The 26,775-nt window shown below is 68.1% G+C and carries 26 protein-coding genes and 1 tRNA gene; 20 read left to right on the plus strand and 7 right to left on the minus strand.

Annotation, left to right across the window (positions count from 1 at the left end):
• Positions 1-48 precede the first annotated feature (48 nt).
• Both HNR24_RS00260 and sdhC read right to left on the minus strand, forming a co-directional pair.
• The gene (locus tag HNR24_RS00260; protein ID WP_058887348.1) at positions 49-555 is read right to left on the minus strand and encodes a succinate dehydrogenase hydrophobic membrane anchor subunit; all 507 of its coding nucleotides are present in this window, start codon (positions 553-555) and stop codon (positions 49-51) included.
• A 2-nt stretch (positions 556-557) separates the two neighbouring features.
• Complete coding sequence (gene sdhC, locus HNR24_RS00265) at positions 558-944, minus strand: succinate dehydrogenase, cytochrome b556 subunit (protein WP_083504545.1); 387 nt, start codon at positions 942-944, stop codon at positions 558-560.
• Positions 945-1,372: 428 nt separating this feature from the next.
• Here sdhC and HNR24_RS00270 point away from each other — a divergent pair, with 428 nt between their 5' ends.
• The 14 genes from HNR24_RS00270 to HNR24_RS00330 all read left to right on the plus strand — a co-directional run bounded on the left by HNR24_RS00270 (position 1,373) and on the right by HNR24_RS00330 (position 15,462).
• Positions 1,373-2,503 (plus strand): mannose-1-phosphate guanylyltransferase, encoded by a 1,131-nt coding sequence (locus HNR24_RS00270; RefSeq protein WP_058887346.1) that lies wholly within the window; start codon positions 1,373-1,375, stop codon positions 2,501-2,503.
• A gap of 19 nt (positions 2,504-2,522) precedes the next feature.
• Complete coding sequence (locus HNR24_RS00275; protein ID WP_182496037.1) at positions 2,523-3,740, plus strand: amidohydrolase; 1,218 nt, start codon at positions 2,523-2,525, stop codon at positions 3,738-3,740.
• A 66-nt stretch (positions 3,741-3,806) separates the two neighbouring features.
• Positions 3,807-4,271, plus strand: a complete 465-nt coding sequence (locus HNR24_RS00280) for a cytidine deaminase (protein ID WP_182494659.1) — start codon at positions 3,807-3,809, stop codon at positions 4,269-4,271.
• A complete protein-coding gene (locus HNR24_RS00285) occupies positions 4,268-5,611 on the plus strand; it encodes a thymidine phosphorylase (protein WP_182494660.1) in 1,344 nt (447 codons plus the stop codon). Before HNR24_RS00280 ends, HNR24_RS00285 begins: the two co-directional genes overlap by 4 nt.
• 10 nt (positions 5,612-5,621) lie before the next feature.
• Entirely contained in the window at positions 5,622-6,410 is a 789-nt protein-coding gene (locus tag HNR24_RS00290) for a DedA family protein (RefSeq protein WP_058887343.1), read from the plus strand.
• A 61-nt stretch (positions 6,411-6,471) separates the two neighbouring features.
• Positions 6,472-7,623, plus strand: coding sequence for an adenosine deaminase (locus HNR24_RS00295; protein WP_058887342.1), 1,152 nt, complete (start codon positions 6,472-6,474; stop codon positions 7,621-7,623).
• Between the two features lie 20 nt (positions 7,624-7,643).
• Positions 7,644-8,396, plus strand: coding sequence for a MazG nucleotide pyrophosphohydrolase domain-containing protein (locus HNR24_RS00300; protein WP_058887341.1), 753 nt, complete (start codon positions 7,644-7,646; stop codon positions 8,394-8,396).
• Between the two features lie 121 nt (positions 8,397-8,517).
• Positions 8,518-9,798, plus strand: a complete 1,281-nt coding sequence (gene eno, locus HNR24_RS00305; protein ID WP_182494661.1) for a phosphopyruvate hydratase — start codon at positions 8,518-8,520, stop codon at positions 9,796-9,798.
• A 237-nt stretch (positions 9,799-10,035) separates the two neighbouring features.
• Complete coding sequence (locus HNR24_RS14195; protein WP_310735356.1) at positions 10,036-10,605, plus strand: FtsB family cell division protein; 570 nt, start codon at positions 10,036-10,038, stop codon at positions 10,603-10,605.
• Between the two features lie 58 nt (positions 10,606-10,663).
• A complete protein-coding gene (locus HNR24_RS00310) occupies positions 10,664-11,314 on the plus strand; it encodes a DUF501 domain-containing protein (protein WP_058887338.1) in 651 nt (216 codons plus the stop codon).
• Positions 11,315-11,389: 75 nt separating this feature from the next.
• Positions 11,390-12,409, plus strand: coding sequence for a Ppx/GppA phosphatase family protein (locus tag HNR24_RS00315; protein WP_083504543.1), 1,020 nt, complete (start codon positions 11,390-11,392; stop codon positions 12,407-12,409).
• The gene (locus HNR24_RS00320; RefSeq protein ID WP_058887337.1) at positions 12,406-13,863 is read left to right on the plus strand and encodes a S8 family peptidase; all 1,458 of its coding nucleotides are present in this window, start codon (positions 12,406-12,408) and stop codon (positions 13,861-13,863) included. Before HNR24_RS00315 ends, HNR24_RS00320 begins: the two co-directional genes overlap by 4 nt.
• 74 nt (positions 13,864-13,937) lie before the next feature.
• Complete coding sequence (locus HNR24_RS00325) at positions 13,938-15,329, plus strand: NAD(P)/FAD-dependent oxidoreductase (RefSeq protein ID WP_058887336.1); 1,392 nt, start codon at positions 13,938-13,940, stop codon at positions 15,327-15,329.
• 59 nt (positions 15,330-15,388) lie between these two features.
• Positions 15,389-15,462: transfer RNA gene (locus HNR24_RS00330), tRNA-Leu, on the plus strand.
• 119 nt (positions 15,463-15,581) lie between these two features.
• On the opposite strand, the gene HNR24_RS00335 is transcribed toward HNR24_RS00330, so the two are convergent.
• Positions 15,582-16,604, minus strand: a complete 1,023-nt coding sequence (locus HNR24_RS00335) for a LacI family DNA-binding transcriptional regulator (protein ID WP_182494662.1) — start codon at positions 16,602-16,604, stop codon at positions 15,582-15,584.
• 191 nt (positions 16,605-16,795) lie between these two features.
• Between HNR24_RS00335 and HNR24_RS00340 the strand changes: the two genes are divergently transcribed.
• From HNR24_RS00340 to HNR24_RS00350, 3 genes are read left to right on the plus strand one after another with little or no spacing between them, the layout of a single operon-like run.
• Entirely contained in the window at positions 16,796-17,926 is a 1,131-nt protein-coding gene (locus tag HNR24_RS00340; protein ID WP_182494663.1) for a Gfo/Idh/MocA family protein, read from the plus strand.
• A gap of 4 nt (positions 17,927-17,930) precedes the next feature.
• Entirely contained in the window at positions 17,931-18,914 is a 984-nt protein-coding gene (locus HNR24_RS00345) for a DUF6807 domain-containing protein (RefSeq protein ID WP_182494664.1), read from the plus strand.
• A complete protein-coding gene (locus HNR24_RS00350; RefSeq protein ID WP_182494665.1) occupies positions 18,914-19,741 on the plus strand; it encodes a cupin domain-containing protein in 828 nt (275 codons plus the stop codon). Before HNR24_RS00345 ends, HNR24_RS00350 begins: the two co-directional genes overlap by 1 nt.
• A gap of 49 nt (positions 19,742-19,790) precedes the next feature.
• Here HNR24_RS00350 and HNR24_RS00355 read toward each other — a convergent pair whose 3' ends face one another.
• Positions 19,791-20,399 carry an energy-coupling factor transporter transmembrane component T family protein gene (locus tag HNR24_RS00355; RefSeq protein ID WP_182494666.1) on the minus strand — a complete coding sequence of 203 codons (609 nt, stop codon included), beginning with the start codon at positions 20,397-20,399 and terminating at the stop codon, positions 19,791-19,793.
• Entirely contained in the window at positions 20,396-21,022 is a 627-nt protein-coding gene (locus HNR24_RS00360; protein WP_310735357.1) for a biotin transporter BioY, read from the minus strand. The genes HNR24_RS00355 and HNR24_RS00360 overlap by 4 nt, the downstream gene beginning before the upstream one ends.
• 191 nt (positions 21,023-21,213) lie before the next feature.
• Here HNR24_RS00360 and HNR24_RS00365 point away from each other — a divergent pair, with 191 nt between their 5' ends.
• The 3 genes from HNR24_RS00365 to ilvA all read left to right on the plus strand — a co-directional run bounded on the left by HNR24_RS00365 (position 21,214) and on the right by ilvA (position 25,043).
• Positions 21,214-22,128, plus strand: a complete 915-nt coding sequence (locus HNR24_RS00365) for a Bax inhibitor-1/YccA family protein (RefSeq protein WP_179440711.1) — start codon at positions 21,214-21,216, stop codon at positions 22,126-22,128.
• Positions 22,129-22,275: 147 nt separating this feature from the next.
• The gene (locus HNR24_RS00370) at positions 22,276-23,766 is read left to right on the plus strand and encodes an AI-2E family transporter (RefSeq protein ID WP_182494667.1); all 1,491 of its coding nucleotides are present in this window, start codon (positions 22,276-22,278) and stop codon (positions 23,764-23,766) included.
• Positions 23,763-25,043 carry a threonine ammonia-lyase gene (gene ilvA / locus HNR24_RS00375; RefSeq protein ID WP_179440709.1) on the plus strand — a complete coding sequence of 427 codons (1,281 nt, stop codon included), beginning with the start codon at positions 23,763-23,765 and terminating at the stop codon, positions 25,041-25,043. Before HNR24_RS00370 ends, ilvA begins: the two co-directional genes overlap by 4 nt.
• Positions 25,044-25,217: 174 nt before the next feature.
• On the opposite strand, the gene greA is transcribed toward ilvA, so the two are convergent.
• Entirely contained in the window at positions 25,218-25,718 is a 501-nt protein-coding gene (gene greA, locus HNR24_RS00380; RefSeq protein WP_058887329.1) for a transcription elongation factor GreA, read from the minus strand.
• A 144-nt stretch (positions 25,719-25,862) separates the two neighbouring features.
• On the minus strand, positions 25,863-26,720 hold the full coding sequence (locus HNR24_RS00385) for a molybdate ABC transporter substrate-binding protein (protein WP_182494668.1): 858 nt from the start codon (positions 26,718-26,720) through the stop codon (positions 25,863-25,865).
• Between the last annotated feature and the right edge of the window lie 55 nt (positions 26,721-26,775).

Genomic DNA, 26,775 nt, shown 5'->3' on the forward strand with positions numbered 1-26,775 from the left:
AAGGCATGTGAACGCGCACGGATGCGCACCGGGCGGACCCGGTGCGCATCAGACGTTCTGGCAGAAGGAGGGGGAGGACTCGAGCAGCTGGCCAGCGTTGTCGAGCAGGCAGGGCTCGAAGGTGAAGATGACCATGGTGCCCAGGACGATGATGACGATCACCGAGAGGTAGAGGATGGACTTGAGCCACACTCGGGTGGAGTCCTTCTCTGCGTAGTCGTTGATGATCGTGCGCATCCCGTTGCCGCCGTGCAGCATCGCCAGCCAGAGCATGGTGAGGTCCCAGAACTGCCAGACCGGATTGGCCCACTTGCCGGCGACGAAGCCGAAGTCGATCTGGTGGATGCCCTCGCCGACCAGGAGATTCACTGCCAGGTGGACGAAGATCAGGACCACCAGGGCGGCGCCGGAGACGCGCATGAAGACCCAGGCGGCCATCTCGAAGCTGCTGGACTTCGAGGAGCCGCGGCGCAGGTACTTCGGGTCGATGCGACCGGAGCGCGGGGCTTCGATGCCCTGCGCGGGCAGCAGTGCGTCAGATTTCGTGGTGGTCATTCTCAGAACCCTCCCCAGCCGTCAAGGAACAGCATCAAGTGGCGGACGGTGAAGCCGATCATCGTGATGACCCAGAGGCCCATCACGGCCCACAGCATCTGACGGTGGTAGCGGGTGCCCTGGGACCAGAAGTCCACCAGGATGATCCGCAGGCCGTTGAACGCGTGGAAGACGATCGCGCCGACCAGGCCGATCTCACCGACGATCATGATCGGGTTCTTATACGCGCCGATCACCGCGTCGTAGGCCTCCGGAGAGACTCGCACCAGAGAGGTGTCGAGCACATGGACCAGGAGGAAGAAGAAGATCCCCACGCCTGTGATCCGGTGTCCCACCCAGGACCACATGCCTTCCCGGCCTCTGTAGAGGGTGCCCTTAGTCTGCGTCACCTGTCATTACCTCCCTGCATCGTTGCATGGCGTTCCGCGCCGCACAGTCACGTACGTGTTTTTCTTCGCTGCGGCGGTGCGGAATGCGTGACGCCGATGCGAGTCTGTTCTCAGCTACCAGACTAGAGCACCGCAACCGTCGATGCGGCTCGTGGTGCCTTTCAGGAGGCTTTGTTGCGCCGCTCAGCCTAGACCTGATGCAGGCTTGTTGGCGAAATGGCGGCGAGAGCCAAATGACTTCTACAACGTGTAGAAAAACCGCAATATGAAGACTCAATTCCGCACCGCGCGGCCCGGGACCCGCCGAGGGGGCGTGCAGCGCCTGAAGACGCACCTGCGCGGCGTCCTGGCCGGCCCGGCGCTCCTCGCCTGCAGGGTCCGCTGCGCGGCGGAGCGGGCTGCAGGACGGATGGGACTACCCTGGTGAGGTGACTTCACAGGAATCTTTGGACAAGTTCTATACCGTGATCCCCGCAGGCGGGGTGGGGACGCGGCTCTGGCCGCTCTCCCGGGCCAGCGCGCCGAAGTTCCTCCACGACCTCACCGGGTCCGGCACCACGCTGATCCGCAGCACCTACGAGCGGCTCGCCCCGCTGACCGGCCCTCGCGTGATGGTGGTCACCGGGGAGTCGCACCGGGAGGCCGTTCGGGTGCAGATCCCCGAGCTCGACGAGAACGACCTCGTGCTCGAGTCCGAGCCGAAGGACTCTGCGGCCGCGATCGGCCTGGCGGCAGCGATCCTGCACCGCCGGGACCCCGAGATCATCATGGGCTCCTTCGCCGCCGACCAGGTCATCGCGCCGGTGGAGATCTTCCAGCAGGCGGTGCGGGAGGCCGTCGCGACTGCGGCCACGGGCCGGATCGTCACCATCGGGATCACTCCCACGCACCCCTCCACAGGCTTCGGCTACATCCGCAAGGGCGCGACGCTTGAGGTCGACGGCGCACCGATCGAGGGGGCGCCGCACGCCAGGGACGTCGCGGAGTTCGTCGAGAAGCCGGGCCAGGAGCTCGCTGAGAAGTACGTCGACTCGGGGGAGTACCTCTGGAACGCCGGCATGTTCGTCGCCCCGGTGGCGCTGCTGCTGGATCATCTCGCCCGCGCCGAGCCCGCGCTCTACGCCGGGCTCACTGAGATCGCCGCCGCGTGGGGGACGCCTGAGCAGGCCGCAGTCACCGCACGGGTCTGGCCGGAGCTTCCGAAGATCGCGATCGACTATGCCGTCGCCGAGCCGGCCGCTGCGGCCGGGGACGTCGCGGTGATTCCCGGGAACTTCACCTGGGACGACGTCGGGGACTTCGCGGCGATCGCGCGGCTGAACCCGGCGCGGGAACAGGAGTCCATGACGGTGCTCGGAGAGAAGGCCCGGGTCTACTCGGACCAGTCCTCCGGAGTGGTGGTCTCCGACACCCAGCGGGTGGTGGCCCTGATCGGGGTGGAGAACATCGTGGTGGTGGACACCCCCGACGCGCTGCTGGTGACCACCACCGACCACGCACAGTCGGTGAAGCAGGCCGTGGAGGCGCTGCGGGCGCAGGGAGAATCCGATGTCCTCTGAGCCCACGCCCCACACGGTGATGCTCAAGGCCGCCCACGCCTCGGCCTCCGAGGTGGTCGACGCGCTGGAAGCGTCCCTGATCGAGGTGCGCCGAGACCTCCACTCCCACCCCGAGCTCTCGTGGAAGGAAGAACGCACCACCGAGCGACTCGCCGCACAGCTGCACGCAGCGGGCCTTCAGCCCGAGCTGATGCCCGAGACCACCGGGCTCTACGTGGACATCGGCACCGGGGAGTTCGCCGCAGGGTTCCGCGGGGACATCGATGCGCTGCCGGTGGCTGAGCTGACGGAGCTGCCCTTCGCCTCCACCCACCCCGGCGTCGCCCACGCCTGCGGCCACGACATCCACACCACCATCGCTCTCGGCGTGGCGCTGAGCCTGCAGCGGCTGCATCAGGACCGGATCGAGGGCGGCGAGCCGGACGGGCTGGGCGCGAAGGTGCGCGTCATCTTCCAGCCCGCTGAGGAGACCATGCCCGGAGGTGCCCTGGAGATGGTCCAACAGGGCGTCCTGAAGCCGCTGCCCAGGATCTTCGCGCTGCACTGCGACCCGCGCATCGAGGTGGGTATGATCGGGACACGGATCGGGGCCATCACCTCGGCGGCCGATGTGGTCCGGATCAACGTCACCGGGCGCGGTGGACACACCTCCCGCCCGCACCTGACCGAGGACATGGTCTCCGCGCTGGCGCACATCGCCTCCGCCGTTCCCGCGGTGCTCTCCCGCCGCGTCGACGTGCGCTCCGCGGTCTCACTCGTGTGGGGTCAGATCGAGGCTGGCAGCGCGCACAACGCGATCCCCTCCAGCGGCACGCTGGTGGGCACGATGCGGATCCTCGACGCCGACGCCTGGCGCGACGCCGGGAAGCTTCTGGACGAGATCGTCGAACAGGTCGCCGCCCCCTGGGGGGTCGACGTGGAGCTCGAACACATCCGCGGCGTGCCCCCGGTGATCAACAGCGAACGGGAGACCACCTTGCTGGAGCATGCCGGACGCGAGGTGCTCGGCTCGGAGGGCCTGGAACTGGCTCCCCAGTCCATGGGTGGAGAAGACTTCGCCTGGATGACCCAGGAGCTCCCCGGGGCCATGTTCCGGCTCGGGACCAAGACCCCCGGAGGCACTGACTTCGATCTGCACCGCGGAGACTACGTCCCGGACGAGCGCTGCATCGGCTACGGCACCAAGATCATGGTCACCACGGCGCTCAGCACCATCAACGAGCTTCGCCGCGGCTAGCCGAATCTGCTCCGCACCTGCAACATCGGCGCCCGGGTCCTCGCACGGCCTCGTAGGATGAGCCCTATGACTCAGGACGATGACTTTCTGACCGGACGGATCGCCCGCATCCCGGTTCCGGACCACGACGCCGACTGGGAGCGCCTCACCACCCAGGCCAGGATCGCGATGACCCGCGCCTATGTGCCCTACTCCGACTACCCGGTCGGGGCAGCCGCGCTGTTGGAGGACGGATCGGTGATCTCCGGCTGCAATGTGGAGAACGCCTCCTACGGGCTCACCCTCTGCGCCGAATGCACCATGATCGGTGCGCTGCAGATGGCAGGCGGAGGCAAGATCGTGGCGTTCACCTGCGTGAACCGACAGGGCGAGTACATCACCCCCTGTGGTCGCTGCCGCCAGCTGCTGCTGGAGTTCTCCGCCGAGACCATGCACGTGCGCACCGCGCAGGGCGCCACCACGCTGGACGCGCTGCTGCCGCAGTCCTTCGGCCCCCGCGACCTTGAGATCAACAACATGGAGACCCGATGACAGCTGCCACCTATGACCGTTCCGCCCATGACGCCGTCGAGCTGATCCGGCTCAAGCGAGACCACGGCCGGCTCTCCCAGGAGCAGATCCGATGGATGATCGCCGCCTACACCGACGGCTACGTCGGGGACGAGCAGATGTCGGCGCTGGCGATGGCGATCCTGCTCAACGGGATGACCCGGGAGGAGATCGGGCACTGGACCGCCGCGATGATCGCCTCCGGAGAGCGGATGGACTTCTCCTCCCTGCGCACGCCCGAGGGCGGACGCAGGCTCACCGCGGACAAGCACTCCACCGGGGGTGTCGGAGACAAGATCACCCTTCCGCTGGCGCCGCTGGTGGCTAGCTTCGGCGTGCCCGTCCCGCAGCTCTCCGGGCGCGGGCTGGGACACACCGGCGGCACCCTGGACAAGCTTGAGGCCATCGCCGGCTGGCAGGCGGACCTGAGCAACGACGCGCTGCTGCGTCAGCTCGACGAGGTCAACGCCGTGATCTGTGCGGCTGGCCCCGGCCTGGCCCCGGCCGACAAGAAGCTCTACGCGCTGCGTGACGTCACCGGCACCGTGGAGGCCATCCCGCTGATCGCCTCCTCGATCATGTCCAAGAAGATCGCCGAGGGAACCGACGCTCTGATCCTCGACGTGAAGGCGGGGTCCGGCGCCTTCATGAAGTCCCGGGCCGACGCCGTCGAACTGGCGCGCACCATGGTCGCCCTGGGCACCGACGCCGGGGTGAAGACCACCGCGCTGCTCACCGATATGGACACCCCGCTCGGACTGACCGCTGGCAACGCCATCGAGGTCGAAGAGTCCGTCGAGGTGCTCGCCGGCGGCGGACCGGCCGACGTGGTTGAACTCACCGTCGCGCTGGCGCAGGAGATGCTCACCGCGGTGGGGATCACCGGGGCAGACCCGGCGGAGAACCTGCGCAACGGACGCGCCATGGACTCCTGGCGCCAGATGATCGCCGCGCAGAGCGGCAATCCCGACGCGGCGCTGCCGCAGGCGGCGCACAGCCACACGATCAACGCCGGGGTCTCCGGCACCATGACCCGGATGGACGCCATGTCCGTGGGTCTCGCGGCCTGGCGGCTCGGAGCCGGCAGGGCGCGCAAGCAGGACGCCGTGCAGGCCGGAGCCGGGGTGCGCATGCACGCCAAGCCCGGGGACCGGATCACCGAAGGTCAGCCGCTGTTCACCCTGCTCACCGATGACGAGCACCGGATCGCCAGGGCGCAGCAGGCGCTCGAGGGTGCCGTGGACGTCGACGCCGAGGGCGGCCCGCACCAGACCCCCGAGCTGGTCTTTGATCGCATCAGTGCCTCGGATCTGACCGACTGAGGCCGCCCGGATGAGTCCTGGGCAGATCCTCGACGCCATCAATCAGACCATCCTGGAGGCCGCCTCCGGATGGTGGACCCTGGTGGGACTCTTCGTGCTGTGCGTGGTCGACGGGTTCTTCCCCGTCGTGCCCTCCGACTCGCTGGTGGTCGGACTGGGATCGCTCTCCGGGGAGCCCGGCACTCCGTTCCTGCTCTGGGTGATCCTGGTCGCGGCCTCCGGGGCGCTGCTCGGAGACTTCATCGCCTACCGGATCGGGCGCGCGATCGGGCCGATGCGCTTCGGATGGATGCGCCGCCCCACCCCGCAGCGCACGCTGATCTGGGCCCGCCACGAGCTCGACAAGCGCGGGGTGCTGCTGATCTTCGTCGGCCGGTTCATCCCTGGAGCCCGGGTGGCGATCAACTTCGTCGCCGGCACCACCGGGTTCTCGCTGCGCCGATTCCTGGTGATCGACGCCATCGCCTCGCTGGTCTGGGCCTCCTACTCGGTGGGAATCGGTGCGATCAGCGCGAACATCTTCGACTCGGTGCTGGTCGCGATGACGGTCTCGATCACCGGGGCGGTGCTGCTGGGCTGGATCTTCGACCGGATCTTCCGACTCCTCACGCGCTGGCTCGATCGCAAGGGCGTGCACCTGGACCCGGAGGGCTACTTCGACACCGCCGCGCTGCCGGTGGAGCCCCCGCTGCGGCTGCACCGCGACCGCGGGGATCACGATGAGGACCACGACCACCCGCGCGGCCACGGCCACCGGCGGGATCACGAAAACCCTCCGGAGGACGGCCTGCCCCGCTGAGACGCGCGCCGGGTCGTGGTCTCGGGCGACTTCAGCTCCGGTCCTCGATAGACTCATCACCATGACTTCCACTGCTGCAGATCTCCGTTCCGCCGCCGCCAAGCTCGAAGAGCAGCTGCGCAACCTGCCCAAGGTCTCGCTGCACGATCACCTGGACGGGTCCCTCCGACCGGGCACGCTGATCGAGCTGGCCGCCGAGATCGGCCACGAGCTTCCCTCCCAGGACTCCGAGGAGCTCGCGGTGCACTTCCGCGAGAACGCGAACTCGGGATCCCTGGAGAAGTACCTGGAGACCTTCGCGCACACCACCGCGGTGATGCAGACCGCGCAGAACCTGCGCCGCGTCGCCAAGGAGTACGTCGAGGACCTGGCAGCCGACGGTGTGATCTACTCCGAGGTCCGCTGGGCCCCGGAGCAGCATCAGGAGCAGGGCCTGAGCCTGGACGAGGCCGTGGAGGCGGTCCAGGAGGGACTCAACCAGGGCATGGAGACCGTGGCCGATCAGGACGGCGTGATCGTCGTCGGCCAGCTGGTCTCCGCGATGCGTCAGTCCGACCGCGCCGATGAGATCGTCGAGGTCGCCCTGCGCCACCGCGACAAGGGCGTCGTCGGCTTCGACATCGCCGGCCCCGAGGCCGGCTTCCCGCCCAGCCGCTTCGCCGATGCCTTCACCCGACTGGCCACCGAGATGCTGCCCGTCACGGTCCACGCCGGGGAAGGAGACGGCATCGAGTCGGTCCGCGATGCGCTGGTCTCCGGCCGGGCTCAGCGCCTGGGCCACGGGGTGCGTGTCGCCGAGGACATCAGCGTGATCGAGAGCGACGCCGACTCCGAGGCGGGAGAAGAGGTCTTCCAGGTGGAGCTGGGTCCCGTGGCCCGCTGGGTCCGGGACCGCCAGATCCACCTCGAGGTCAGCCCCACCTCCAACGTGCAGACCGGCGCGATCGCCGGCTTCGCCGAAGGGGACGCCGCTGAGCTCAGCGACCACCCCTTCGACATGCTCTACCAGCTGGGCTTCAACGTCGGGGTCAACACCGACAACCGGCTGGTCTCCGGGGTCACCCTCTCCGGGGAGCTCGCGCTGATCGCCAGCACCTTCGACTACGGCCTCGGCGAGCTCGCCGACTTCCAGATCAACGCCCTGGAATCCTCCTTCCTCGGGCACGAGGAGCGCGAGGCCCTGGCCGGCATGATCCTCGAAGCCTGGCAGTGACCCTGCCCGAGGCACACCCGATGAGCCCAGGCCGCTCCGAGACCGGTCCCCAGGACCAGGTGGCGAAGCTGCGCTGGGTCATCGCTCAGCTTCGCGAGCACTGCCCCTGGACCTCACAGCTGACCCACGGGGACCTCACCGAGTACCTCGTGGAGGAGGCCTACGAGGTGCTCGAAGAGATCGAGGCCGGCAGCCTGGATGAGGGGCTGCGCAAGGAGATGGGGGACCTGCTCTTCCAGATCGCGCTGCACGCCCGGCTGGCCGAGGAGCGCGGCAGCTTCGACCTCGACGGGGTGGCTGAAGCCATCACGGCGAAGCTGGTGCGCCGCAGCCCGCACGTCTTCACCGCCGATGGGCGCCTCTCGGTGGACGCGCACGCGACCATCGAAAAGGTGGAGGCAGCCTGGACCCAGATCAAGGCTCAGGAGAAGGCTTCGGCGTCGCACGCAGAAGGCGAGAACCCCGGCTCGGAGAGCGCCGCGCCTGCAGACCCGGAGCCGGCAGAGGCCAGAGCCGACGACGGCGGCACCCACCTCTCCGGCGTCGTCGGGTCGCTTCCGGCGCACCTGCCGGCGCTGGCCAAGGCGGCCAAGGTGATCGACCGGCTGGGCAGGGAGCGCAGTGAACATCTGCCCAACACTGGCTCGACCACGGTGGCGGCGGCTGACGAGGAGGAGCTCGGTGAACTACTGTTTGCTGTGGTGCGCACCGCACGGGCTGCGGGTCAGGACCCGGAGCGGGCGCTGCGCAGCCACCTGAACCGCATGACCTGATCCAGGATCTGCAGAACGAGAAGATCCGCCAGCTCGCGAAGAAGAACGCACCGGCGCAAAGGCGCGCTCGGCACCCCCGAAGAGTTTCCCACCGAATGAACAACAAGGAGCCGAGAAGAATATGTCTCTGATCGTCAGTGTGTACGGCCGCGAAATCCTCGACTCGCGAGGCAACCCGACCGTCGAGGTCGATGTCCTCCTCGAGGACGGCAGCTTCGGCCAGGCCGCAGTCCCCTCCGGCGCCTCCACCGGCGCCTTCGAAGCCGTTGAGCGTCGTGACGGTGACAAGGACCGCTACCTCGGCAAGGGCGTGCTCGGGGCCGTGGGCGCCGTCAACGACGTCATCGCCGCCGCCCTGGAGGGACAGGACGCCACCGAGCAGCGCGTCATCGACCAGATCCTGCTCGACCTCGACGGCACCGAGAACAAGGCCTCCCTGGGCGCCAACGCGATCCTCGGGGCCTCCCTGGCCGTGGCCAAGGCCGCGGCCGGCGCCTCGGATCTGCCGCTGTACAAGTACCTCGGCGGTCCCAACGCACACCTGCTGCCCGTGCCGATGATGAACATCCTCAACGGCGGCTCCCACGCGGACTCCAACGTGGACATCCAGGAGTTCATGATCGCCCCGATCGGCGCGGCGACCTTCTCCGAGGCGCTTCGCTCCGGCGTGGAGGTCTACCACGCGCTCAAGGCGCTGCTCAAGGAGAAGGGCCTGGCCACCGGGCTCGGCGACGAGGGCGGCTTCGCGCCGAGCCTCGCCTCCAACCGGGAGGCCCTGGACCTGATCACCGAGGCCATCCAGCGCGCCGGCTACACCCCGGGCAAGGACATCGCCCTGGCACTGGACGTGGCGGCCACCGAGTTCTACTCCGACGGCGTCTACACCTTCGAAGGTGAGTCCAAGACCCCCGAGCAGATGAGCGCCTACTACGGCGAGCTCGTCGACGCCTACCCGCTGGTCTCCATCGAGGACCCGCTGGACGAGGACGACTGGGCCGGCTGGAAGACGCTGACCGAGCAGATCGGGGACAAGGTGCAGCTGGTCGGTGATGACCTCTTCGTCACCAACCCGGATCGCCTCGCCAAGGGCATCGCCGCAGACACCGCCAACTCGCTGCTGGTCAAGGTCAACCAGATCGGCTCGCTCACCGAGACCCTGGACGCGGTCTCCCTGGCTCAGCGCAGCCGCTACACCACGATGATCTCGCACCGCTCCGGCGAGACCGAGGACACCACCATCGCGGACATCGCGGTGGCGACCAACGCCGGACAGATCAAGACCGGCGCGCCGGCCCGGTCCGAGCGGGTGGCCAAGTACAACCAGCTGCTGCGCATCGAGGAGGAGCTCGGCGACGCCGCACGCTACGCGGGCGCATCCTCCTTCCCGCGCTTCAAGGCGTAGCGTGCCGGGCTTCCAGTGTTCAGCGAGGCTGAGCACTGGAAGTTCGAGCACTGAGCACTGGAAGTCCGAGCACTGAGCACACGGGGCGTCAGGGGCGGTGTCGTGGTTTCGACCGACGACTCACCAGCTGGCGCCCCGTCGTGTTCGCGTGTCAGATCCGAACCCGGGCCGCAGTTTCGATATCCTTGGAAGCCACGCCGACTTCCCCCTCTTCCCCCTCCTAGGCGGTGACATCTCGTGCCGAACAGACGTGCCTCTTCAGCGCAGACCAAAGCGCGCGCGGCCCAGGCGCGCCGTCTGGCCGAACGCGAGCAGGTCTCGGGAGAGATCCGCACCCCCGCAGACATCACGGCCCGGCGCAAGAAGCGCAGCTCCGGCGCCTCCGGGTCGACGAAGACCCCGGTCAGTGCCGCTACCGTGGTTCCGGAGCGGACCTTCCCCGGCAGGATGATCGTGCTGAGCATCGTGGTCCTGGTGGTCATCTCTTTCCTGGTGCCCACCGTGAACAGCTTCTTCCAGCAGCGCTCGGAGATGAACGAGTTGCAGACGCAGATCGCCGCGGAGCAGGAGGAACAGGCGCAGCTGCAGTCGGAACTGGTGCGATGGGATGATCCAGACTTCGTGCGCCAGCAGGCCCGGGAGCGCATCAACCTGGTCATGCCGGGGGAGCGCCGCTATCAGGTCATGGGTGAGTCCGAGCCGAGCCCTGAGCAGGCCCCGGAGCTGGACTCCGAAGAAGTGCGTCACGATCTGCCCTGGGCCGAGGCGCTCTGGGATTCCCTGGTCCGCTCCGCCGCCGAGGACTGAGCCAGGGAGGCCCCGGACTGAGCCGGGGAGGCCCGGCGGTGCAGTAAACTCGGCTCCCGTGAACTCGACTACTCCGCAACCCAAAGACCTGGACACCCTGAGCCTGCAGCTGAGCCGGCCGGTGCGCGACGTCGTCGAGATTCCTGCCCGCTGCACCTGCGGGAACCCCCTGGTGGCAGCCACGGCTCCGCGGCTGAGCAACGGGATCCCCTTCCCGACCACCTTCTACCTCACCCACCCGGCCGCCACCGCAGCCGTTTCCCGCCTGGAGGCCGCCGGAGTCATGGCCGAGATGACCCAGCGGCTCAACGCCGACTCGGAGCTGGCCCAGGCCTACCGCGGCGCTCACGAGAACTACCTCACCGAGCGGGAACGGATCCGCGGCCTCGCGGGGCTGGACCCGGTATGGGAGATCGAAGGCATCAGCGCCGGGGGAATGCCGGAACGGGTCAAGTGCCTCCACGTGCTCGTCGGGCACTCGCTGGCGGTCGGGCCGGGGATCAACCCGCTCGGGGATGAGGCGCTGGAGCTCATCGCCGATCAGTTCACGCCTGACACCTGTGTCTGCGCCACGTCCTGGGACCACGAGGCCGCCGTCCCGCAGCGCGATCTCAGCCGACACGTGCGCCGGGGGAACCAGGGCTTCGCCCGAGGGGAGAAGTCCGCCGCGCCGCACCCCGCCTCGCAGCCGAGCGAAGAGACGGCATAGAGTGCTGGGAAGGACCCCGTATCGACGGTCACACCGTCGATCGCACACCAGAACCGGCGAGGAGAAGGACACCCCATGAGAGTTGCTGCCATCGACTGCGGAACCAACTCCATCCGACTGCTGATCGCCGATGTCCACGACAACGGCCGCGTCTCCGATGTGGTCCGGCAGATGACCGTGGTGCGCCTCGGCGAGGGTGTGGATGAGACCGGAGAGTTCTCAGACGATGCGCTGACCCGCACCTTCGCCGCCGTCGACAACTACGGCGCGTTGATTCGTCGGCACCACGTGGACGCCGTGCGGTTCGTCGCCACCTCCGCCTCCAGGGACGTGGCGAATCGAGACCGATTCATCGACGGGGTCCGGCATCGGCTCGGTGTGGAGCCCGAGGTGATCCGCGGCAGCGAGGAGGCCGGACTCTCCTTCGCCGGGGCCGCCTCGGTGCTGGACTGGGACGCCGAGCGCAAGATCCTGGTCGTGGACCTGGGCGGGGGATCCACGGAGTTCGTGCTGGGCACCTCCGCCGGGGTCGAGCACGCCATCTCCACCGACATGGGCTGCGTGCGCTTCACCGAGCGACACATGCGCACCGACCCGCCTACGGAGACCGAGACCTCGATGGCCAGCTTCGAGACGCTCTCCTTCCTCGAGAACGTCTCCGAGGTGATGCCGCTGCACGAGACCGAGGTGGTCATCGGGGTGGCCGGCACCGTCACCACGGTGGCCGCGCATGCACTGAGCCTGGAAGACTATGAGCCGGATCTGATCCACGGGGCACGGATCGACCTCGACACCTTGCATCAGTCGGTGGATCAGCTGGTGCACTCCACCCGGGACGTGCGAGCCCACATGCCGATCATGCATCCCGGCAGGGTCGACGTCATCGGTGCCGGCGCGCTGATCTGGGGCACCATCCTGGACTACCTGAACAAGGTCACCGACGGGCGGGTCACCTCCGCGGTCGCCTCCGAACACGACATCCTTGACGGCATCGCGATGTCCCTGGCGCACTCGAAGGGGGTCTCGCCAGCCCCGAGCCCCACGCACATCCAGGCCGTCCCAGACGCACCGTCAGGTGCGGAGCAGCAGAGATGACAGCAGCCGCACGCCCGCTCGGAGCCGCACTGGCCGCCGGCCTCGCGGTCAGCGCGGTGCTCCTCTCCGCCCCGGCGGCGCACGCGGATCAGTGGCGAGACCAGCAGTACTGGCTCGAGGACTACGGCATCACCGAGGCCTGGGAGACCACCCGCGGGGAAGGCATGACGATCGCTGTCATCGACACCGGCGTGGACTCGGGCCACCCCACCCTCTCCGGTGCGGTCGTGGGCGGGACCGATGTCTCCGGTGCCGGCGACGGCGGGGCCCCGGTGGACCAGATCGCCACCGAACACGGCACGCTCGTGGCATCACTGGCCGCCGGGCGCGGCACCTCGGCAGAGGCCGAAGAGGTGGCCGCCCTGGTGGAGGAGGACGTCGAGGACCTCGATGAGCAGGAGTGGGAAGACTGGTGGGAGGACTTCGAGTCCGCGCTGGAGGAGATCTACGGCGAGGACTGGCAGGATGAGGTCGACGCCGACGCCCTCGATGAGTTTCAGGAGACCCGGTCTGCCCCCCGCGAGCTCACCCAGGCGGAGAACCCCGACGACGGGGTCGTGGGGGTCGCCCCTGAGGCCTCCATCCTCTCGGTCTCGCTGCTGCTGCAGGATCCCAACCCCTACGGCGGCGGCACTGAGGAACAGATCGCCGAGGCGGTGACCTGGTCCGTGGACAACGGCGCGGACATCATCAACATGTCCCTGGGTTCAGGCTTCCAGGAATGGCCTGAGTCGTGGGATGAGGCGTTCCTCTACGCAGAGCAGAACGACGTGCTCGTCGTCGCGGCCTCGGGCAACCGCGCCTCGGGGCATCTCTCCGTGGGTGCCCCGGCGACCATCCCGGGAGTGATTGCCGTGGCGGGGGTGGATGAGTCCCGCCGGATCAGCGCGGACTCCTCCTCGCAGGGCATCGCGGTCGGGATCGCCGCCGCCTCAGAGCCGCTGGTCGGCGCGCTGCCGGGGGACGACTACATGCAGTGGAACGGCACCTCCGGAGCCTCGCCCATCGTCGCAGGCGCCGCCGCGCTGGTCTGGGCCGCAAACCCCGAGCTCAGCGCCCAGGAGGTGAAGCACCGGGTGCTCTCCACCGCAGATTCCGAAGGCGCAGAGGGAGTCGACCCCGAGTACGGGCACGGAGTGCTCAACGTCGCCGATGCGGTCGCGGGTGATGTTCCCGCCTTCGACGCCTCGCAGTATCCGACGCTTCAGGAATGGGTGCGAGTCCACCGCCGGGGCGAGGTCGAGGACACCGAGACCAATGAGATTCCCGAGGACTCCGGGGTAGTGGCCGGACCCGAGGGAGAGCCGCGCGCCATGCCCCAGCCCGAGGCGACCAGCACAGCCCAGGACTGGGCCGGGCCGGTGGCCGTCAGCGCGGCCGCACTGCTGGTGCTCGCCGTGCTCTGCATGGCCGCCATCCACTACCGGCTGCTCCACCGCCACCAGGACCGCTGAAGTCCCCGACCCAACCCCGCCCAGGGGCTCAGACGTTGACCACTCACAATCGAGCTACGTATAGGATGATGCATATGGCTATCCCACAGACGCTTTCCGCGAAACCCCGTGTTCTCATCGTCGGCGGCGGCTATGTCGGTCTGACCACCGCGCAGCTGCTTCAGAAGAAGGTGAAGGCCGCCGGCGGGATCGTGACCGTCGTCGACCCGATGCCCTACATGACCTACCAGCCCTTCCTTCCCGAGGTCGTGGGCGGCCACATCGAGGCGCGCCACGCGGTCGTCTCGCATCGCCGTCACCTCAAGGACTCCGAGATCATCACCGGCAAGGTCACCGCCGTGGACCACGACGGCCGGACCGCCACGGTGGAGCTCTCCCAGGGTGAGACCGTGGAGCTTCCGTACCAGGACATCATCATGTCTGCCGGTGCCACCACCAAGACCTTCCCGATCGAGGGCCTCGCCGAGCACGGCATCGGCCTGAAGACCATCGAAGAGGCGCTGACTCTGCGCAACCACGTCCTGGAGCGCATCGAGGCCGCCTCGGTGATGACGGATGAGAAAGCCAAGTCCCGCGCCCTGACCTTCACCGTGGTCGGCGGCGGATTCGCCGGCATCGAGACCGTGGCCGAGATGGAAGACATCATCCGGGCCGCCGTGGGGGCCAACCCGCGCATCAGCCAGACCGATGTCCGCATCCTGATGGTCGAGGCCATGGGTCGGGTCATGCCCGAGGTCACCGAGGACCAGGCCGTCGGCGTCGTCGAGCACCTGCGCGGCCGCGGCATCGAGGTGCTGCTGAACACCTCGCTGGGCTCCGTCGTGGACGGCGAGATGCGCCTGGTCAACATGAAGGACAAGTCCGAGGCTGACCGCTTCGAGTCCGACACCCTGGTGTGGACCGCAGGGGTGGCCGCCAACGTGGTGGCCAAGAACTCCGGCTTCCCGGTGGATCAGCGCGGCCGCGTCACCGGCACGGCCACGCTGCAGATCGCAGATGAAGACGGCAAGGTGCTGCAGAACGCCTGGACCGCCGGCGACATCTCCGCGATCCCGGACCTCAGCGGCGGCGGACTGCCCGACGGCACCTGCGTGCCGAACGCGCAGCACGCCTCCCGGCAGGCCAAGGTGCTGGCGAAGAACCTGCTGGCGGCCAGCTACGGCCAGGGCCAGCTCAGCGAGTACAAGCACGACTCCCTCGGCGCAGTCGCCGGTCTGGGCATGTTCCAGGGCGTGGGCAACCCGCTGAAGGTCAAGATCAACGGATTCCCCGCCTGGATGGCTCACCGCGGCTACCACGCACTGGCCATCCCCACCGTGGAGCGCAAGATCCGCGTGATCGGCGGCTGGGTCAACGAACTGGTGCTGGGCCGGGACTACACCCCGGTGCGCGACCTGGAGAACCCCTACGGCCAGTTCCAGGAGGCTGCCGGCGGCGTGAAGAAGAAGGAAGCCGCCAAGGGCTGAACGTGAGGATCTCGCAAGACTGAACAAGAAGGCGGGCTGTCCATGACAGCCCGCCTTCTGCCCCTATAGCCCAATCGGCAGAGGCAACCGACTTAAAATCGGTCCAGTGTGGGTTCGAGTCCCACTGGGGGCACCTGATGGCTGGCATTGAAGACGGTTCGGTGCCCCAGTGCTGTGAACGTTCACTCAATGAGTTCCGGGCCACCCCGGGGGCCGCTCCCGACACGGCTTGCGGCGCCGCGGCTGGCGGGGTCAGTGTCTGTGAAGCTCTGGAGCAGGGCCCGTGGACTCGCGCAGGATCAACCGGCTCGCCGGGATCTGCGGCTGCGGCGCGGGCTCGTTGCGCACCAGGGCGATCAACCGCTGCATCGCGGAGCGTCCCTGGGAGGCCCGGTCGACGGTCACGGTGGACAGCGACGGGATGGCATACCGTGCGGTGGCCAGATCATCCCAGCCGGTGACGCTCAGGCGCCGGGGCACCTGCCACCCCCGGTCATGGGCCGCCCGCACCGCCCCGAGGGCGAGGTAGTCATTGGCGGCGATCACGGCAGTGACCCCAGAGTCCTCCTCCAGTCCGCTGATCGCCGAGTAGCCGGATTCGGTGGTCCAATCGCCGCCTCGCACCCCATGGGACTCCAGCCCAAGGACCTCGATGCTGCGCAGGTACTCCTCGCGCCGGGCGCGCGCGGAGGACCATTCCTGCGGCCCCTGGATGTGCAGAAAGCGTCGATGCCCCATGTAAGCCAGGGTCTGCATGATCTCCCGCAGCACCGAGGCGTCCGCCAGCGGCCCGATCCCGCGCAGCTTGTCATCGTACTGATCTAGGATCGCCAGCGCCGTCGTCGAGGAGGTGCGTGCCTGTTCCGCCATGCCGGGCAGTGAGCCCAGAGACAGCACGCCCTCCAGTCGTCCGGAGTCCAGGAGTTCCTGGGCGCGTCGGGCGCGGTCCGTCGCGGGACCCTCGATCACGGAGATCTCCATGAAATAGCCGCTGCCTCGGGCCACCTCCGCGGCGGCCGCGAGGGTGGGTGTCGGCATGGCGGTGACTGGTGAGGGCAGGATCGCCGCCAGGATTCCGGTCTCACGGGTGCGCATCGAGCGCGCGATCATGTTCGGGCGGTAGTTCAGCTCCTTGATGGCCGCCTCGACCCGCTCCACCGTGGCTGGCTTGAACGGGCCCCGGTTGTGCAGGAACCGGGAGACCGTCTGGTGGGAGACCCCCGCCAGGGCAGCCACTTCGTGCAGAGTGGCCGCGCGCGGGGGTGGGCTGGGCATGGGGTGCTCCTGGGCTGGATCGGAACCGGATGTGGACTGTTGCGATGATCCTCGCACACCGGGTGATCGATGCGTCCGAGGGAATGTGTTGACAGTCACACTACAGAGTCAATAACCTCAGGTGGGACGATCAGAGTGATCGTTCACATTCGGGCGTCACCAGCCCATCGCCCCGTCACCGAGGAGATCGCATGTCAGAGGCCGCACACTCACCGACCGGTCCGGATCGCAAGATCCGAGCCGGGCTCATCGGCGCGGGCGGGATCGCCACCATCGCCCATCTGCCCACGCTGAAGGCTCACCAGGACCGGGTGGAGGTCGTCGGCATCGCCGATCTGGATCCTGATCGGGTGGGTCAGGTCGCCGACGAGTGGGGGATCGCGGGACGCTACCGCTCCGCGCAGGAGCTGCTCGACGCAGAGTCCCCTGACCTGCTGATCATCTGCACCCCGCCCTCGGCGCATAAGGACGCGGCCATCCAGGGCCTGCGGGCCGGCGCCTGGGTCTGGTGTGAGAAGCCACCGGTGCTGACCCTGGCTGAATACGACGCAGTCGCCGCCGAGGAGGCCGAGGGCGGCCCCTACGCCTCCTACGTCTACCAGCACCGCTTCGGCTCCGGGGCGAAGACGCTGAAGAAGCAGGTCGCCGAGGCCACTCTGGGCCGACCACTGGTCGCGCTGTGCAACACCCTCTGGTATCGGCCCCACGCCTACTACGACGTGCCCTGGCGCGGGAAATGGGCCACCGAGGGCGGCGGCCCGGCGATGGGCCACGGGATCCACCAGATCGACCTGCTCCTGGAGGTGTTGGGGGAGTGGACCGAGATCACCGCGGTGGCTGAGAAGCTTGACCGGGATGTGGAGACCGAGGACTTCTCCTCCGCCATCGTGCGCTTCGCCAACGGCGCCATCGCCACCGTGGTGACTTCCGTGCTCTCCCCTCGGGAGGTCTCCTACCTGCGCTTCGACTTCCAGGACGCCACCGTGGAGGTCGAACACCTCTACGGCTACGACAACAGCTCCTGGAGGTGGACCCCGGCGCCTCATGCAGCCGAGGACCTGGCGACCGTGGACTCCTGGTCTCCCCAGGAGAACGTGCCCTCCTCGCACCGGCAGCAGCTGGCTGAGCTCCTCGACGCCATGGAAGCCAAGGAACGGCCGCGCGCCTCAGGAGAGGAAGGCCGCCGCACCCTGGAGTTCATCGCGGCGCTGTATCAGTCCGCGGAGACCGGGAAGAGCGTGAAACGCTCCGAGCTGCGCAACGAGGGCACCTACTACACCGCCATGCACGACGAGTCCCACACCTATGGAAAGCAGGGCTGATCCGATGACCACCGAGCAGACCACCACGACTGCGGCAGAGGCCGCCGCCGGGACTCACGCGGGCGCCGAGGCCGCCCAGTTCGAGGTCACCCCCGGGGAGAAGGAGATCGTGGTCACCGCCGCGGGCACCGAGATCCTGCGCTACGTCACGCACCCTGACTCCCCGCAGGAGGAGGCCCCCAAGCCCTACCTGTATCCGCTGCGCTTCCTCGACGGCGGTGAGGCCTCCGTCCGTCGCCCCTGGGACCACCGCTGGCACACCGGGCTGCAGTTCACCTGGTCCCATGTGGCAGACCAGAACTTCTGGGGCGGACCCACCTTCGCCGCCGAGGACGGCTATAAGATGCGCGGCAATCTGGGGCGCATGGACCATAAGGGATTCAGTGCCACTCCCAGCGGAGGCGACGAGGTCGTCTTCGACGAGACCCTGGAATGGATCACCTCCCGCGAGGAGCACTGGATCGATGAGCACCGGGTCCAGCGCGTGCACTCCCTGGACACCGCGCGCGACATCTGGGCCATCGACCTGACCACCGAACTCACCAACGTCTCCGGGGACACGCTGCCGCTGGGCAGCCCGACGACGGCGGGGCGCCCCAATGCCGGGTACACCGGCTGGTTCTGGCGCGGGCCCCGCTCCTGGAGCGGCTGTCAGGTGGTCAACTCGGCCGGGGCTGAGGGTGAGGAGAACACCATGGGCCAGGTGGCCGACTGGGTCGCCTTCTCCTCCGAGCACGATGACCTCGACGGCGGCGGCACCATCATGGCCTTCGCAGGCACCTCCGAATGCGCCGGAACCGCTCTGCCGCCGATCAAGTGGTTCACCCGCAGCTCGATCTTCGCCGTGGCCAGCCAGTCTCCTGCGTTCGACGAAGAGATCCATCTCCCGGCCGGGGCCACCCTGCGGCTGCACCACCGCTTCCTCTTCATCGCCCGGGTGTTGGAGCCCGAGGAGCGGACGCGGATCGGGCAGGAGTTCACGCTCTGATGGGCAGCCAGAATCCAGGCACGGGCGGCCCGGTCCAAGACCAGAGCTCGATCCCTGATCCGGCCCGGGCGGCGCATCGGTCGCTGCCACGGTCGCTGCCTCGTTTTCCCGGCGGAACCTCGCTGAGCCACCTGTGCGTCTATGACTGGGAGACCTCCGACGGGCTGCACGGCGGCTCGCCGCACCTGCACACACTCTCCACCGAGGCCTATGTGGTCACCTCCGGCCGAGGCGAGGTGCACACCATCAGCGCTGCCGGTCCGGCGGTGGACGAGCTCACCGCCGGTTCGCTGCTCTGGTTCACCCCGGGCACCGTGCACCGGCTGGTCAACCACGACCAGCTGCAGATGCAGGTCATCATGTCCAACGCCGGGCTTCCCGAGGCCGGGGACGCGGTGCTGACCTTCCCCGAGGAGATCGTCGCCGATCCGCAGCGCTACCGAGAAGCGGTGACGCTGCCCGCCGAAGGTGACGAAGGCGCCCGTGCCGACGCCGCGCGGGCCCGCAGGGATCTGGCCATCGACGGCTACGAGCAACTGCTGGGCAGGATCCAGGCCGACGGGGCCGAAGCCATGCGGCGTTTCCACGAGCTCGCGGTGGCTCTGGTCCGTCCCCGGGTGGGGGACTGGCAGCAGATCTGGGAGGACAACGTCGAGACCGAGACTCGGCGCACCAAGGCTCAGCTGCAGGCGCTGGGCACAGGCGATGGCAGTCATCTGCAGGAGGCCGCGGTCATCCGTGGGACACCTCGTCCGGAACCTCGGCTCTGGGGCATGTGCGGCCGGCTCCAGACCTGGACCGGACCGGAACCCGAGTCACAGGGCTGAACCGGGCGGATCCTGGCGGGCCTGCAATCTGCCGGGGTGCGGCGGCGGCTCAGCGGACTCCGCGCGCAGCCAGTGCCTCGGCGGTCTCCTCCGCGTGGCGCAGGCTCATCACCAGCAGCGGCAGCACCGTGCCGCGCGGCGTCGGGCGCATTCCACGGGCCCGCTGCGCCTCCCGGATCTCGGCGTAGAAGGACAGGATCACCGGCACCGAACGGATCGTCAGTGACAGGGCCAAGGAGATCCGTTCGGCGCTGAGTCCCAGCCTGCGCAGCAACGGATCCAGCGGTCGCAGGACCCGCTCGAAGCTGGCGAGGATCTCGGACGTCGCCGTGGTCAGCGTGAACAGCGACGCCAGCAGCACGACGGCGAGCACGCGCGCCACGTTGTAGCTGGTCTCCGCCGGAGTCAGGAAGATCAGCTGCGGGACGCTCAGCACCACCACCAGCCACTTCAGCCGCCAGAGCTGGGCGAGCAGCCCTCGAACCCCGATCCCGGCGAGGAGAAACCCCAGCAGGCTCGCGGCCCAGATGACCAGCAGCACGCCGAGGCTCTCCCGGAACATCGAGGCGATGAGTGCGGCCAGGAAGATCCCCAGGAACTTCGCACCCACTGGCAGCCGGTGCAGCAGCGAGGTCCCGGGTCGGTAGAGCGGGATCACCGCCTGCGACGCCGGGCGTGGCTGAACGGGGTCGGGTAGGCGCGAGCCAGCGAATGGGTCAGCGCCACAGCGATCACGGCCTTCAGCACGTCGCCGGGCAGGAATGCCAGGTTGATCAGTGCGGCCTGTTCCAGGCTCAGGCCCATCTGGAACGCCAGCACCGGCAGTCCGCAGGCATAGACCACAACGATCCCGCCGAACGTGACACCAAGGATGGTGCGCCAGAGCCGCAGAGGCCACGACGCCTGAGTGATCAGACCCACCAGGAACGCCCCCGGGATCCAGCCCAGGGCGAAGCCGGCACTGGGTCCGGCGAAGGCCCCGAGCCCGCCAGACCCCTGGGCGAGCAGCGGCAGACCCGCGGCCACGAGCGCGTGCAGGAGCATGACGGCCCCGGCTCCGCGCCACGGGCCCAGCACGGCGCCGGCGAGCATCACCCCGAGCGTCTGCAGGGTGATGGGCACGCCGCCGGCCAGGGGAATGGCGGGGAGCTGTCCCAGCACTGCTATGAGCGCGGCGAACATGGCCATCTGGCTGATCCCACGTACGGCGGCACTGGGTGAGGCGGGCGCGATGGAGGCTGGACGCGTCGGCGCGGAGGCGACCCGAGATCTGTTGAACACCGTTCAAATATAGCCTCTGCGGGTCTGGGTCGTCCGCCGCTGGCAGATTCTCAGGTAATCTCCAGCTCGGGCGGGGACCGGACGGTAGAATACTTCAGGAGACGTCCCTCACCAGATCAGCGGATCACCCGTGTCCGGTGAGGGCGGATGTCGAGATATTCAACCGAGCACCGATAGGAGTGCGGTCACACATGTCCAACCCGATCTTCAACACCGGTGCCTTCCCTGACCAGTTCAACGAGAAGAAGCGCGAACGGCGCCGGTTCTACATGAATGACCAGGGTGTGACCGAGCAGTCGCGCCAGCAGAGCCCCGGGCAGGGCCAGCCCTTCGCCGCTCAGTACGGCATGCCGGGCCAGCAGGCCGGCCGTGCCGGTGCAGACCAGCTCAACCAGCAGTTCAACCTGCCCGACGCCGCCGGCTCCCAGGGCGCGGCGATGACCTACGACGATGTCATCCGCAAGACCGTCACCAGCTTCGCCGTCGTGCTGCTCGGAGCCGCCGGCGCCGTCGCCATCGGTCTGGTGATGCCGGGCGCGGTCATGGCGCTGGCGCTGGTCGCCGCCCTGGCCGGCTTCGGGCTCGGCCTGGTCAACGCCTTCAAGAAGGAGCCCAACCCGGCTCTGATCCTGGCCTACTCGGCCACCCAGGGCTTCTTCCTGGGTGCTTTCACCATGGTCATGGAGATGATGTTCCCGGGCATCGCGGTGCAGGCCGTGCTGGCTACTCTGGCGGTCTTCGGCACCGTGCTGGCGCTGTTCAAGTCCGGCAAGGTCCGCGCCACCCCGAAGCTGAACAAGATGTTCTTCGTGGCGATCATCGGCTACGCGGTCTTCTCGCTGATGAACTTCGGCCTGGTGATGTTCACCGATATTGGAATGTTCGGTCTGCGTGCGGGCTGGATGGGTGTCGCCATCGGCGCCTTCGCCATCCTGCTGGCCACGTACTCCCTAGTCATGGACTTCACCAACATCCAGGAGGGTGTCGAAGCTGGGGTTTCGCAGAAGTACGGCTGGGCCGCCGCCTTCGGGCTCACCGTGTCCCTGGTGTGGCTCTACATCGAGATCCTCCGGGTGATCGCCATCGTCCGATCAATGGCCGAATAGGCTCACCCTTGAACCGAGTTCCTTCTCTGCGCTGAAGAGCGCACGTGATGGACTCCCCGCCGTAGACACCGGGCCCGTCCGATGCGTGAGCGCATCAGGCGGGCCCGTCGTCGTCTTGACGCCCGACCGCCATGGCAGGATGTAGCAATGAACACCGTCGAGAAGCTCGAGCTGATGGAAGATGACGTCCCGCCCAGGATGGCCGAGGAGCAGCGAATCCAGGACGATGTCCCGTGGGGGATCCGGATCGCCGCCGCCTGGTCCTGGCGCGTCCTCATCATCCTGCTCTTCGCGGGTGTGCTGATCTGGCTGCTCAGTCACATCTCGCTGCTGCTGATCCCGCTGCTGGTGGCAGCGCTGCTGGCCACGCTGCTGCGCCCGCTGCACAACCTCTTCGTGAAGTGGAAGTTCCCGCGTGTGGTCGCGGCGATCACCACGCTGCTGGTGCTCATCGGGTTCGTCGCGGGACTGCTCTGGCTGGTCGGCCAGCAGCTGGTGGAGGGCTTTGCCGACATGGCCAGCCAGGTCACCGCGGGCCTCTTCGAGCTGGTCACCCTCGCCGAGGAGACCGCCGCCGGGTTCGGGATCGAGCTCTCCACCGACCAGATCAACCAGGGTCTTGAAGAGGGCCTGACTTATCTGCAGGACAACTCCGAGACGATCCTCGGCGGAGCGATGGCCATCGGCTCCACCGCCGGCAACATCGTCGTGGGCGGGATTCTGGCCCTGTTCACGCTGATCTTCTTCCTCGCCGATGGCCGCAAGATCTGGGACTTCCTGGTGTTCTTCGCGCCCGGCAAGCACCGTCCTGCCATCCATGGCGCGGGTCGCCGAGGCTGGACCGCGCTGGGCTCCTATATGCGGGTCCAGATCTTCGTCGCGGCCGTCGACGCCGTCGGGATCGGGATCGGCGCGGCGCTGCTGGGCGTCCCGCTGGCGCTGCCGGTGGCCGTGCTGGTCTTCCTGGGCTCCTTCATCCCGATCGTGGGCGCCGTGGTCACCGGTGCCGTCGCGGTGATCCTGGCCCTGGTGGCCAACGGCCTGGGCAACGCGCTGCTCATGGTCGGCGTGGTGCTGCTGGTCCAGCAGATCGAGTCCAACATCCTGCAGCCCATCGTGATGGGCAAGGCCGTGCGGCTGCACCCGCTGGCCGTGATCCTCGCCGTCACCGCCGGCACCACTCTGCTGGGCATCGTCGGCGCGCTCTTCGCCGTGCCGGTGCTGGCCTTCGTCACTCGCGCCGCGAGGTACCTGGTGAAGGAGGAGTGGCGCGGCGACCCCGAGGCGAAAGAGATGGAGAAGCTGGAGAAGGAGGAAGCGATCAAGCGCGCTGCGCAGAAGGAGGTCCACGAGGCTGAGGAGCAGGCCTCCCTGGCGAACATCACCCGCCGGCTCAAGGAGACGATCCCCGGACTGGACCCGGAGAAGCGCGGCTTCGGCCGCCGCGGAGACGCCCCCGAGGGGCACCTGACTCGCACCGAGACGGACACCGCGGCCGGGACGCGACCGCACCCCGACGCTGACCATGCGGGTGAGGACCACGGCCAGGCCGGCCCTGCGCGGCACGACTCGCGGCACGACGCCCATCACGACTCGCGGCACGATTCACGGCACGACGACGAGGGCGGGCGAGCATGACGCAGATCCAGCACGACGCGCAGGATCGACCCGGCGCGCAGCTGAGCGTGCAGCTTGAGGACATCGAGGCCGCGCAGAAGCTGCTCGCCGACATCATCGTGCGCACCCCGATGGAGCACTCGCGCGCCCTGGGCCGGATGGTGGATGCCACGGTGCACCTGAAGGCCGAGAATCTGCAGCGCGCCGGGTCCTTCAAGGTGCGTGGGGCCTATGTGCGCATGGCGCGGCTCTCCGAGGAGGAGAAGGCCCGCGGCGTCGTCGCCGCCTCGGCAGGCAACCACGCCCAAGGTGTGGCGCTGGCGGCGAAGAAGCTGGGGATCACCGCGAAGATCTATATGCCGCGCGGCGTCGCCCTGCCCAAGCTCGCCGCCACACGTGACCACGGGGCCGAGGTGATCCTGCACGGCTCCAACGTCGACGAGGCACTGGCCGAGGCGCAGCGGGAGTCTGACGCGACCGGGTCGGTCTTCATTCACCCGTTCAACAACACTGACGTCGTGGCCGGGCAGGGGACCATCGGGCTGGAGATCCTGGAGCAGGAGCCAGACGTGGACACCGTGATCATGGGCATCGGCGGCGGCGGACTTCTCGCCGGCTCGGCGGTCGCGATCAAACAACAGGCTGCCCGGCTGGGTCGTGAGGTCAAGATCATCGGCGTCCAGGCGGAGAACGCGGCCGCGTATCCGCCCTCGCTCGCGGCCGACGCCCTGGTTCCGATCGAGGGGGAACGCACGATTGCCGACGGCATCGCCGTGGGCCGTCCGGGGGAGATCCCCTTCGAGATCATCAAGGACCTGGTCGATGAGGTCGTCACGGTCAGCGAGGATGCGATCGCACGCGCGCTGATCTTCCTGCTGGAACGCTCAAAGATGGTCGTGGAACCGGCCGGTGCGGTGCCGGTCGCGGCGCTGATGGAGGGCAAGCTCGCGGACCTGGGCATCGATTCCAAGAACATCGTCGCGGTGCTCTCCGGGGGCAACATCGACCCGATGCTCATGCTGCGCGTGATCCAGCACGGCCTCTCCGCGGCCGACCGGTTCCTCACGGTGAAGATGATGCTCAAGGACCTGCCCGGGGAGCTCGCGACGATCTCTCAGATCATCGCCGACGCCGACGCGAACGTCACCGGTGTCGACCACAGCCGGATCGGCGGGGCGCTGTCCATGGGGGAGGTCTCCATCGTGATCAACATGGAGACCAAGGGCGCCGAACACTCCGAACGGGTGCTCAACCGGCTCCGCGCCCAGGGCTACGAACCGATGGTTCCGCAACACTGACCCGCAACACTGACCCGGCAGCACTGCCGCGTAGCGAGGCAATGCAGCACTGACCCGCAGCACCGGACTGCAGGACTAACGCCCTGGCGGCATCGGGCTGTGCAGAGACGACGACGGCGGCCCCTCCGTGCTGGAGCGAGCCGCCGTCGTCGTTATGCGCAGTGAGCCTGGCGTTCAGCCGCCGAAGGGCTCGGCGGAGACGATCTCCACCGGGATGTCCTTGCCGTTGGGTGCGGAATAGCTGAGCTTGTCTCCGGGCTTGGCGCCGTTGATGGCCTCACCGATGGGGGAGCGCTCGGAGTACACCTCGAGGTCGGTGTCCCCGGCGATCTCGCGGTTGCCGAAGAGGAACTTCATGGTGTTGCCTGCGATCTTGGCCTCGACGAGCATTCCGGGAACCACGGTGTCTCCGGTGGGGGCCTCGCCGACGTAGGCGTTCTCGAGCAGGTCGCTGAGGTAGCGGATCCGCGCCTCGGCCTTGCCCTGCTCCTCCTTGGCCGCGTGGTAGCCGCCGTTCTCCTTGAGGTCGCCTTCTTCGCGAGCAGACTCGATGCGGTCAACGATCTCCTGGCGACCGGGTCCGCTGAGGTGCTTGAGCTCGCTCTCCAGCCGGTCGTAGGCCTCCTGGGTCAGCCACTGAGCGTTCTCGTCGATCTCGGGGGTGTTCGTTGACACTTTTCATCTCTCCTTATTCATGCAAAGACCCCGCCGTGGGGCGGCATGGTGTTCGGCCTTGGGCCCGGAACATGCCTCGGCGGGGTGTTGATGCGTTCCCCACATGCTAGTGGGGGTGCTCCGGATTCTCAATCAGGACCGTGGCTACTGATCGGGACTGGCCTCGGCTTCCGCGGCCGGGGCGGGAAGGAAACCCGCTCCGCTGAACGCTGAACGTGCGCGCTCTGAAGTGAGGATGCCCATGAACTCGTTCGCGTCGCCGGCGCTGGTGGGCTCGGCCAGCACGGCACCCCAGATCTGGGTGGTGCTCTGGAAGGACTGTGGAATGTCGAAGGTCTGCAGGGCCGCATCCTGGGCCAGCACCTCGGTGACGTAGTCCAGGGCGGCGTCGCTCTCGCCTGCCGTCAGGCTCTGCACCGGGTGGGGCGGCTCCGAGGTGAGTCCCGCAGGGGCGACATCGAACTCATCGACGCCGAGGTCAAGGTCGAAGTCACCGGCGAGGCCGGTGATCGCCTCGGTGCAGGGAGCATCCCCGGCGCAGGTGCTCACCCGCAGATCAGCGGCCCGCGCAGTGAAGTCATCGAAGCCGGTGATCGCCTGCGGGTTCTCCGCCGTGGCCACCAGCACCAGGCGATTGCTCGCCAGAGCACGCGCGTCGCCGTCGATGTCTCCAGCCTGGGTGAACGACTGCATCTGTTCCTGGGAGGCGGTGAGGACCAGGTCGGCGTCGGGATCGGTCTCGATCCTGCGCTGCAGGGCCTCGCTGTCCAGGTACTCGACGTGGGCGGAGACTCCGCTCTGCCGGTCGTGGAGCTCGGCGTTGAGCGCATCCAGTGCCGGAGCGGTGGAGGGTGCGGCGAGCACCTTCACGCTGCGCTGGTCTGCCGTGGAGATCTGGGTGGGGGGACCGCAGGCGCTGAGCACGAAGGCGGCGACGAAGCAGAGCAGCAGCACCAGAGCGATCACGCCGCGCATGCGGTAGAAGAGAGAGTCGGGTTTCATGGGCAGGCCCCCAAAAGGGTGTGGAGCCCGTCTGCTAGAGCTCTTTGTGTGATGC

It is taken from the genome of Nesterenkonia sandarakina, from assembly GCF_014138825.1.
Classification (GTDB): Bacteria; Actinomycetota; Actinomycetes; order Actinomycetales; family Micrococcaceae; genus Nesterenkonia; species Nesterenkonia sandarakina.

Coding starts and splice junctions, on each gene's coding strand:
- HNR24_RS00260 (WP_058887348.1), bottom strand. CDS start 555: ATGACCACCACGAAATCTGACGCACTGCTGCCCGCGCAGGGCATCGAA.
- HNR24_RS00275 (WP_182496037.1), top strand. CDS start 2,523: ATGCTCAAGGCCGCCCACGCCTCGGCCTCCGAGGTGGTCGACGCGCTG.
- HNR24_RS00280 (WP_182494659.1), top strand. CDS start 3,807: ATGACTCAGGACGATGACTTTCTGACCGGACGGATCGCCCGCATCCCG.
- HNR24_RS00285 (WP_182494660.1), top strand. CDS start 4,268: ATGACAGCTGCCACCTATGACCGTTCCGCCCATGACGCCGTCGAGCTG.
- HNR24_RS00290 (WP_058887343.1), top strand. CDS start 5,622: ATGAGTCCTGGGCAGATCCTCGACGCCATCAATCAGACCATCCTGGAG.
- HNR24_RS00295 (WP_058887342.1), top strand. CDS start 6,472: ATGACTTCCACTGCTGCAGATCTCCGTTCCGCCGCCGCCAAGCTCGAA.
- HNR24_RS00300 (WP_058887341.1), top strand. CDS start 7,644: ATGAGCCCAGGCCGCTCCGAGACCGGTCCCCAGGACCAGGTGGCGAAG.
- eno (WP_182494661.1), top strand. CDS start 8,518: ATGTCTCTGATCGTCAGTGTGTACGGCCGCGAAATCCTCGACTCGCGA.
- HNR24_RS00315 (WP_083504543.1), top strand. CDS start 11,390: ATGAGAGTTGCTGCCATCGACTGCGGAACCAACTCCATCCGACTGCTG.
- HNR24_RS00320 (WP_058887337.1), top strand. CDS start 12,406: ATGACAGCAGCCGCACGCCCGCTCGGAGCCGCACTGGCCGCCGGCCTC.
- HNR24_RS00325 (WP_058887336.1), top strand. CDS start 13,938: ATGGCTATCCCACAGACGCTTTCCGCGAAACCCCGTGTTCTCATCGTC.
- HNR24_RS00335 (WP_182494662.1), bottom strand. CDS start 16,604: ATGCCCAGCCCACCCCCGCGCGCGGCCACTCTGCACGAAGTGGCTGCC.
- HNR24_RS00340 (WP_182494663.1), top strand. CDS start 16,796: ATGTCAGAGGCCGCACACTCACCGACCGGTCCGGATCGCAAGATCCGA.
- HNR24_RS00345 (WP_182494664.1), top strand. CDS start 17,931: ATGACCACCGAGCAGACCACCACGACTGCGGCAGAGGCCGCCGCCGGG.
- HNR24_RS00350 (WP_182494665.1), top strand. CDS start 18,914: ATGGGCAGCCAGAATCCAGGCACGGGCGGCCCGGTCCAAGACCAGAGC.
- HNR24_RS00365 (WP_179440711.1), top strand. CDS start 21,214: ATGTCCAACCCGATCTTCAACACCGGTGCCTTCCCTGACCAGTTCAAC.
- HNR24_RS00370 (WP_182494667.1), top strand. CDS start 22,276: ATGAACACCGTCGAGAAGCTCGAGCTGATGGAAGATGACGTCCCGCCC.
- ilvA (WP_179440709.1), top strand. CDS start 23,763: ATGACGCAGATCCAGCACGACGCGCAGGATCGACCCGGCGCGCAGCTG.
- HNR24_RS00385 (WP_182494668.1), bottom strand. CDS start 26,720: ATGAAACCCGACTCTCTCTTCTACCGCATGCGCGGCGTGATCGCTCTG.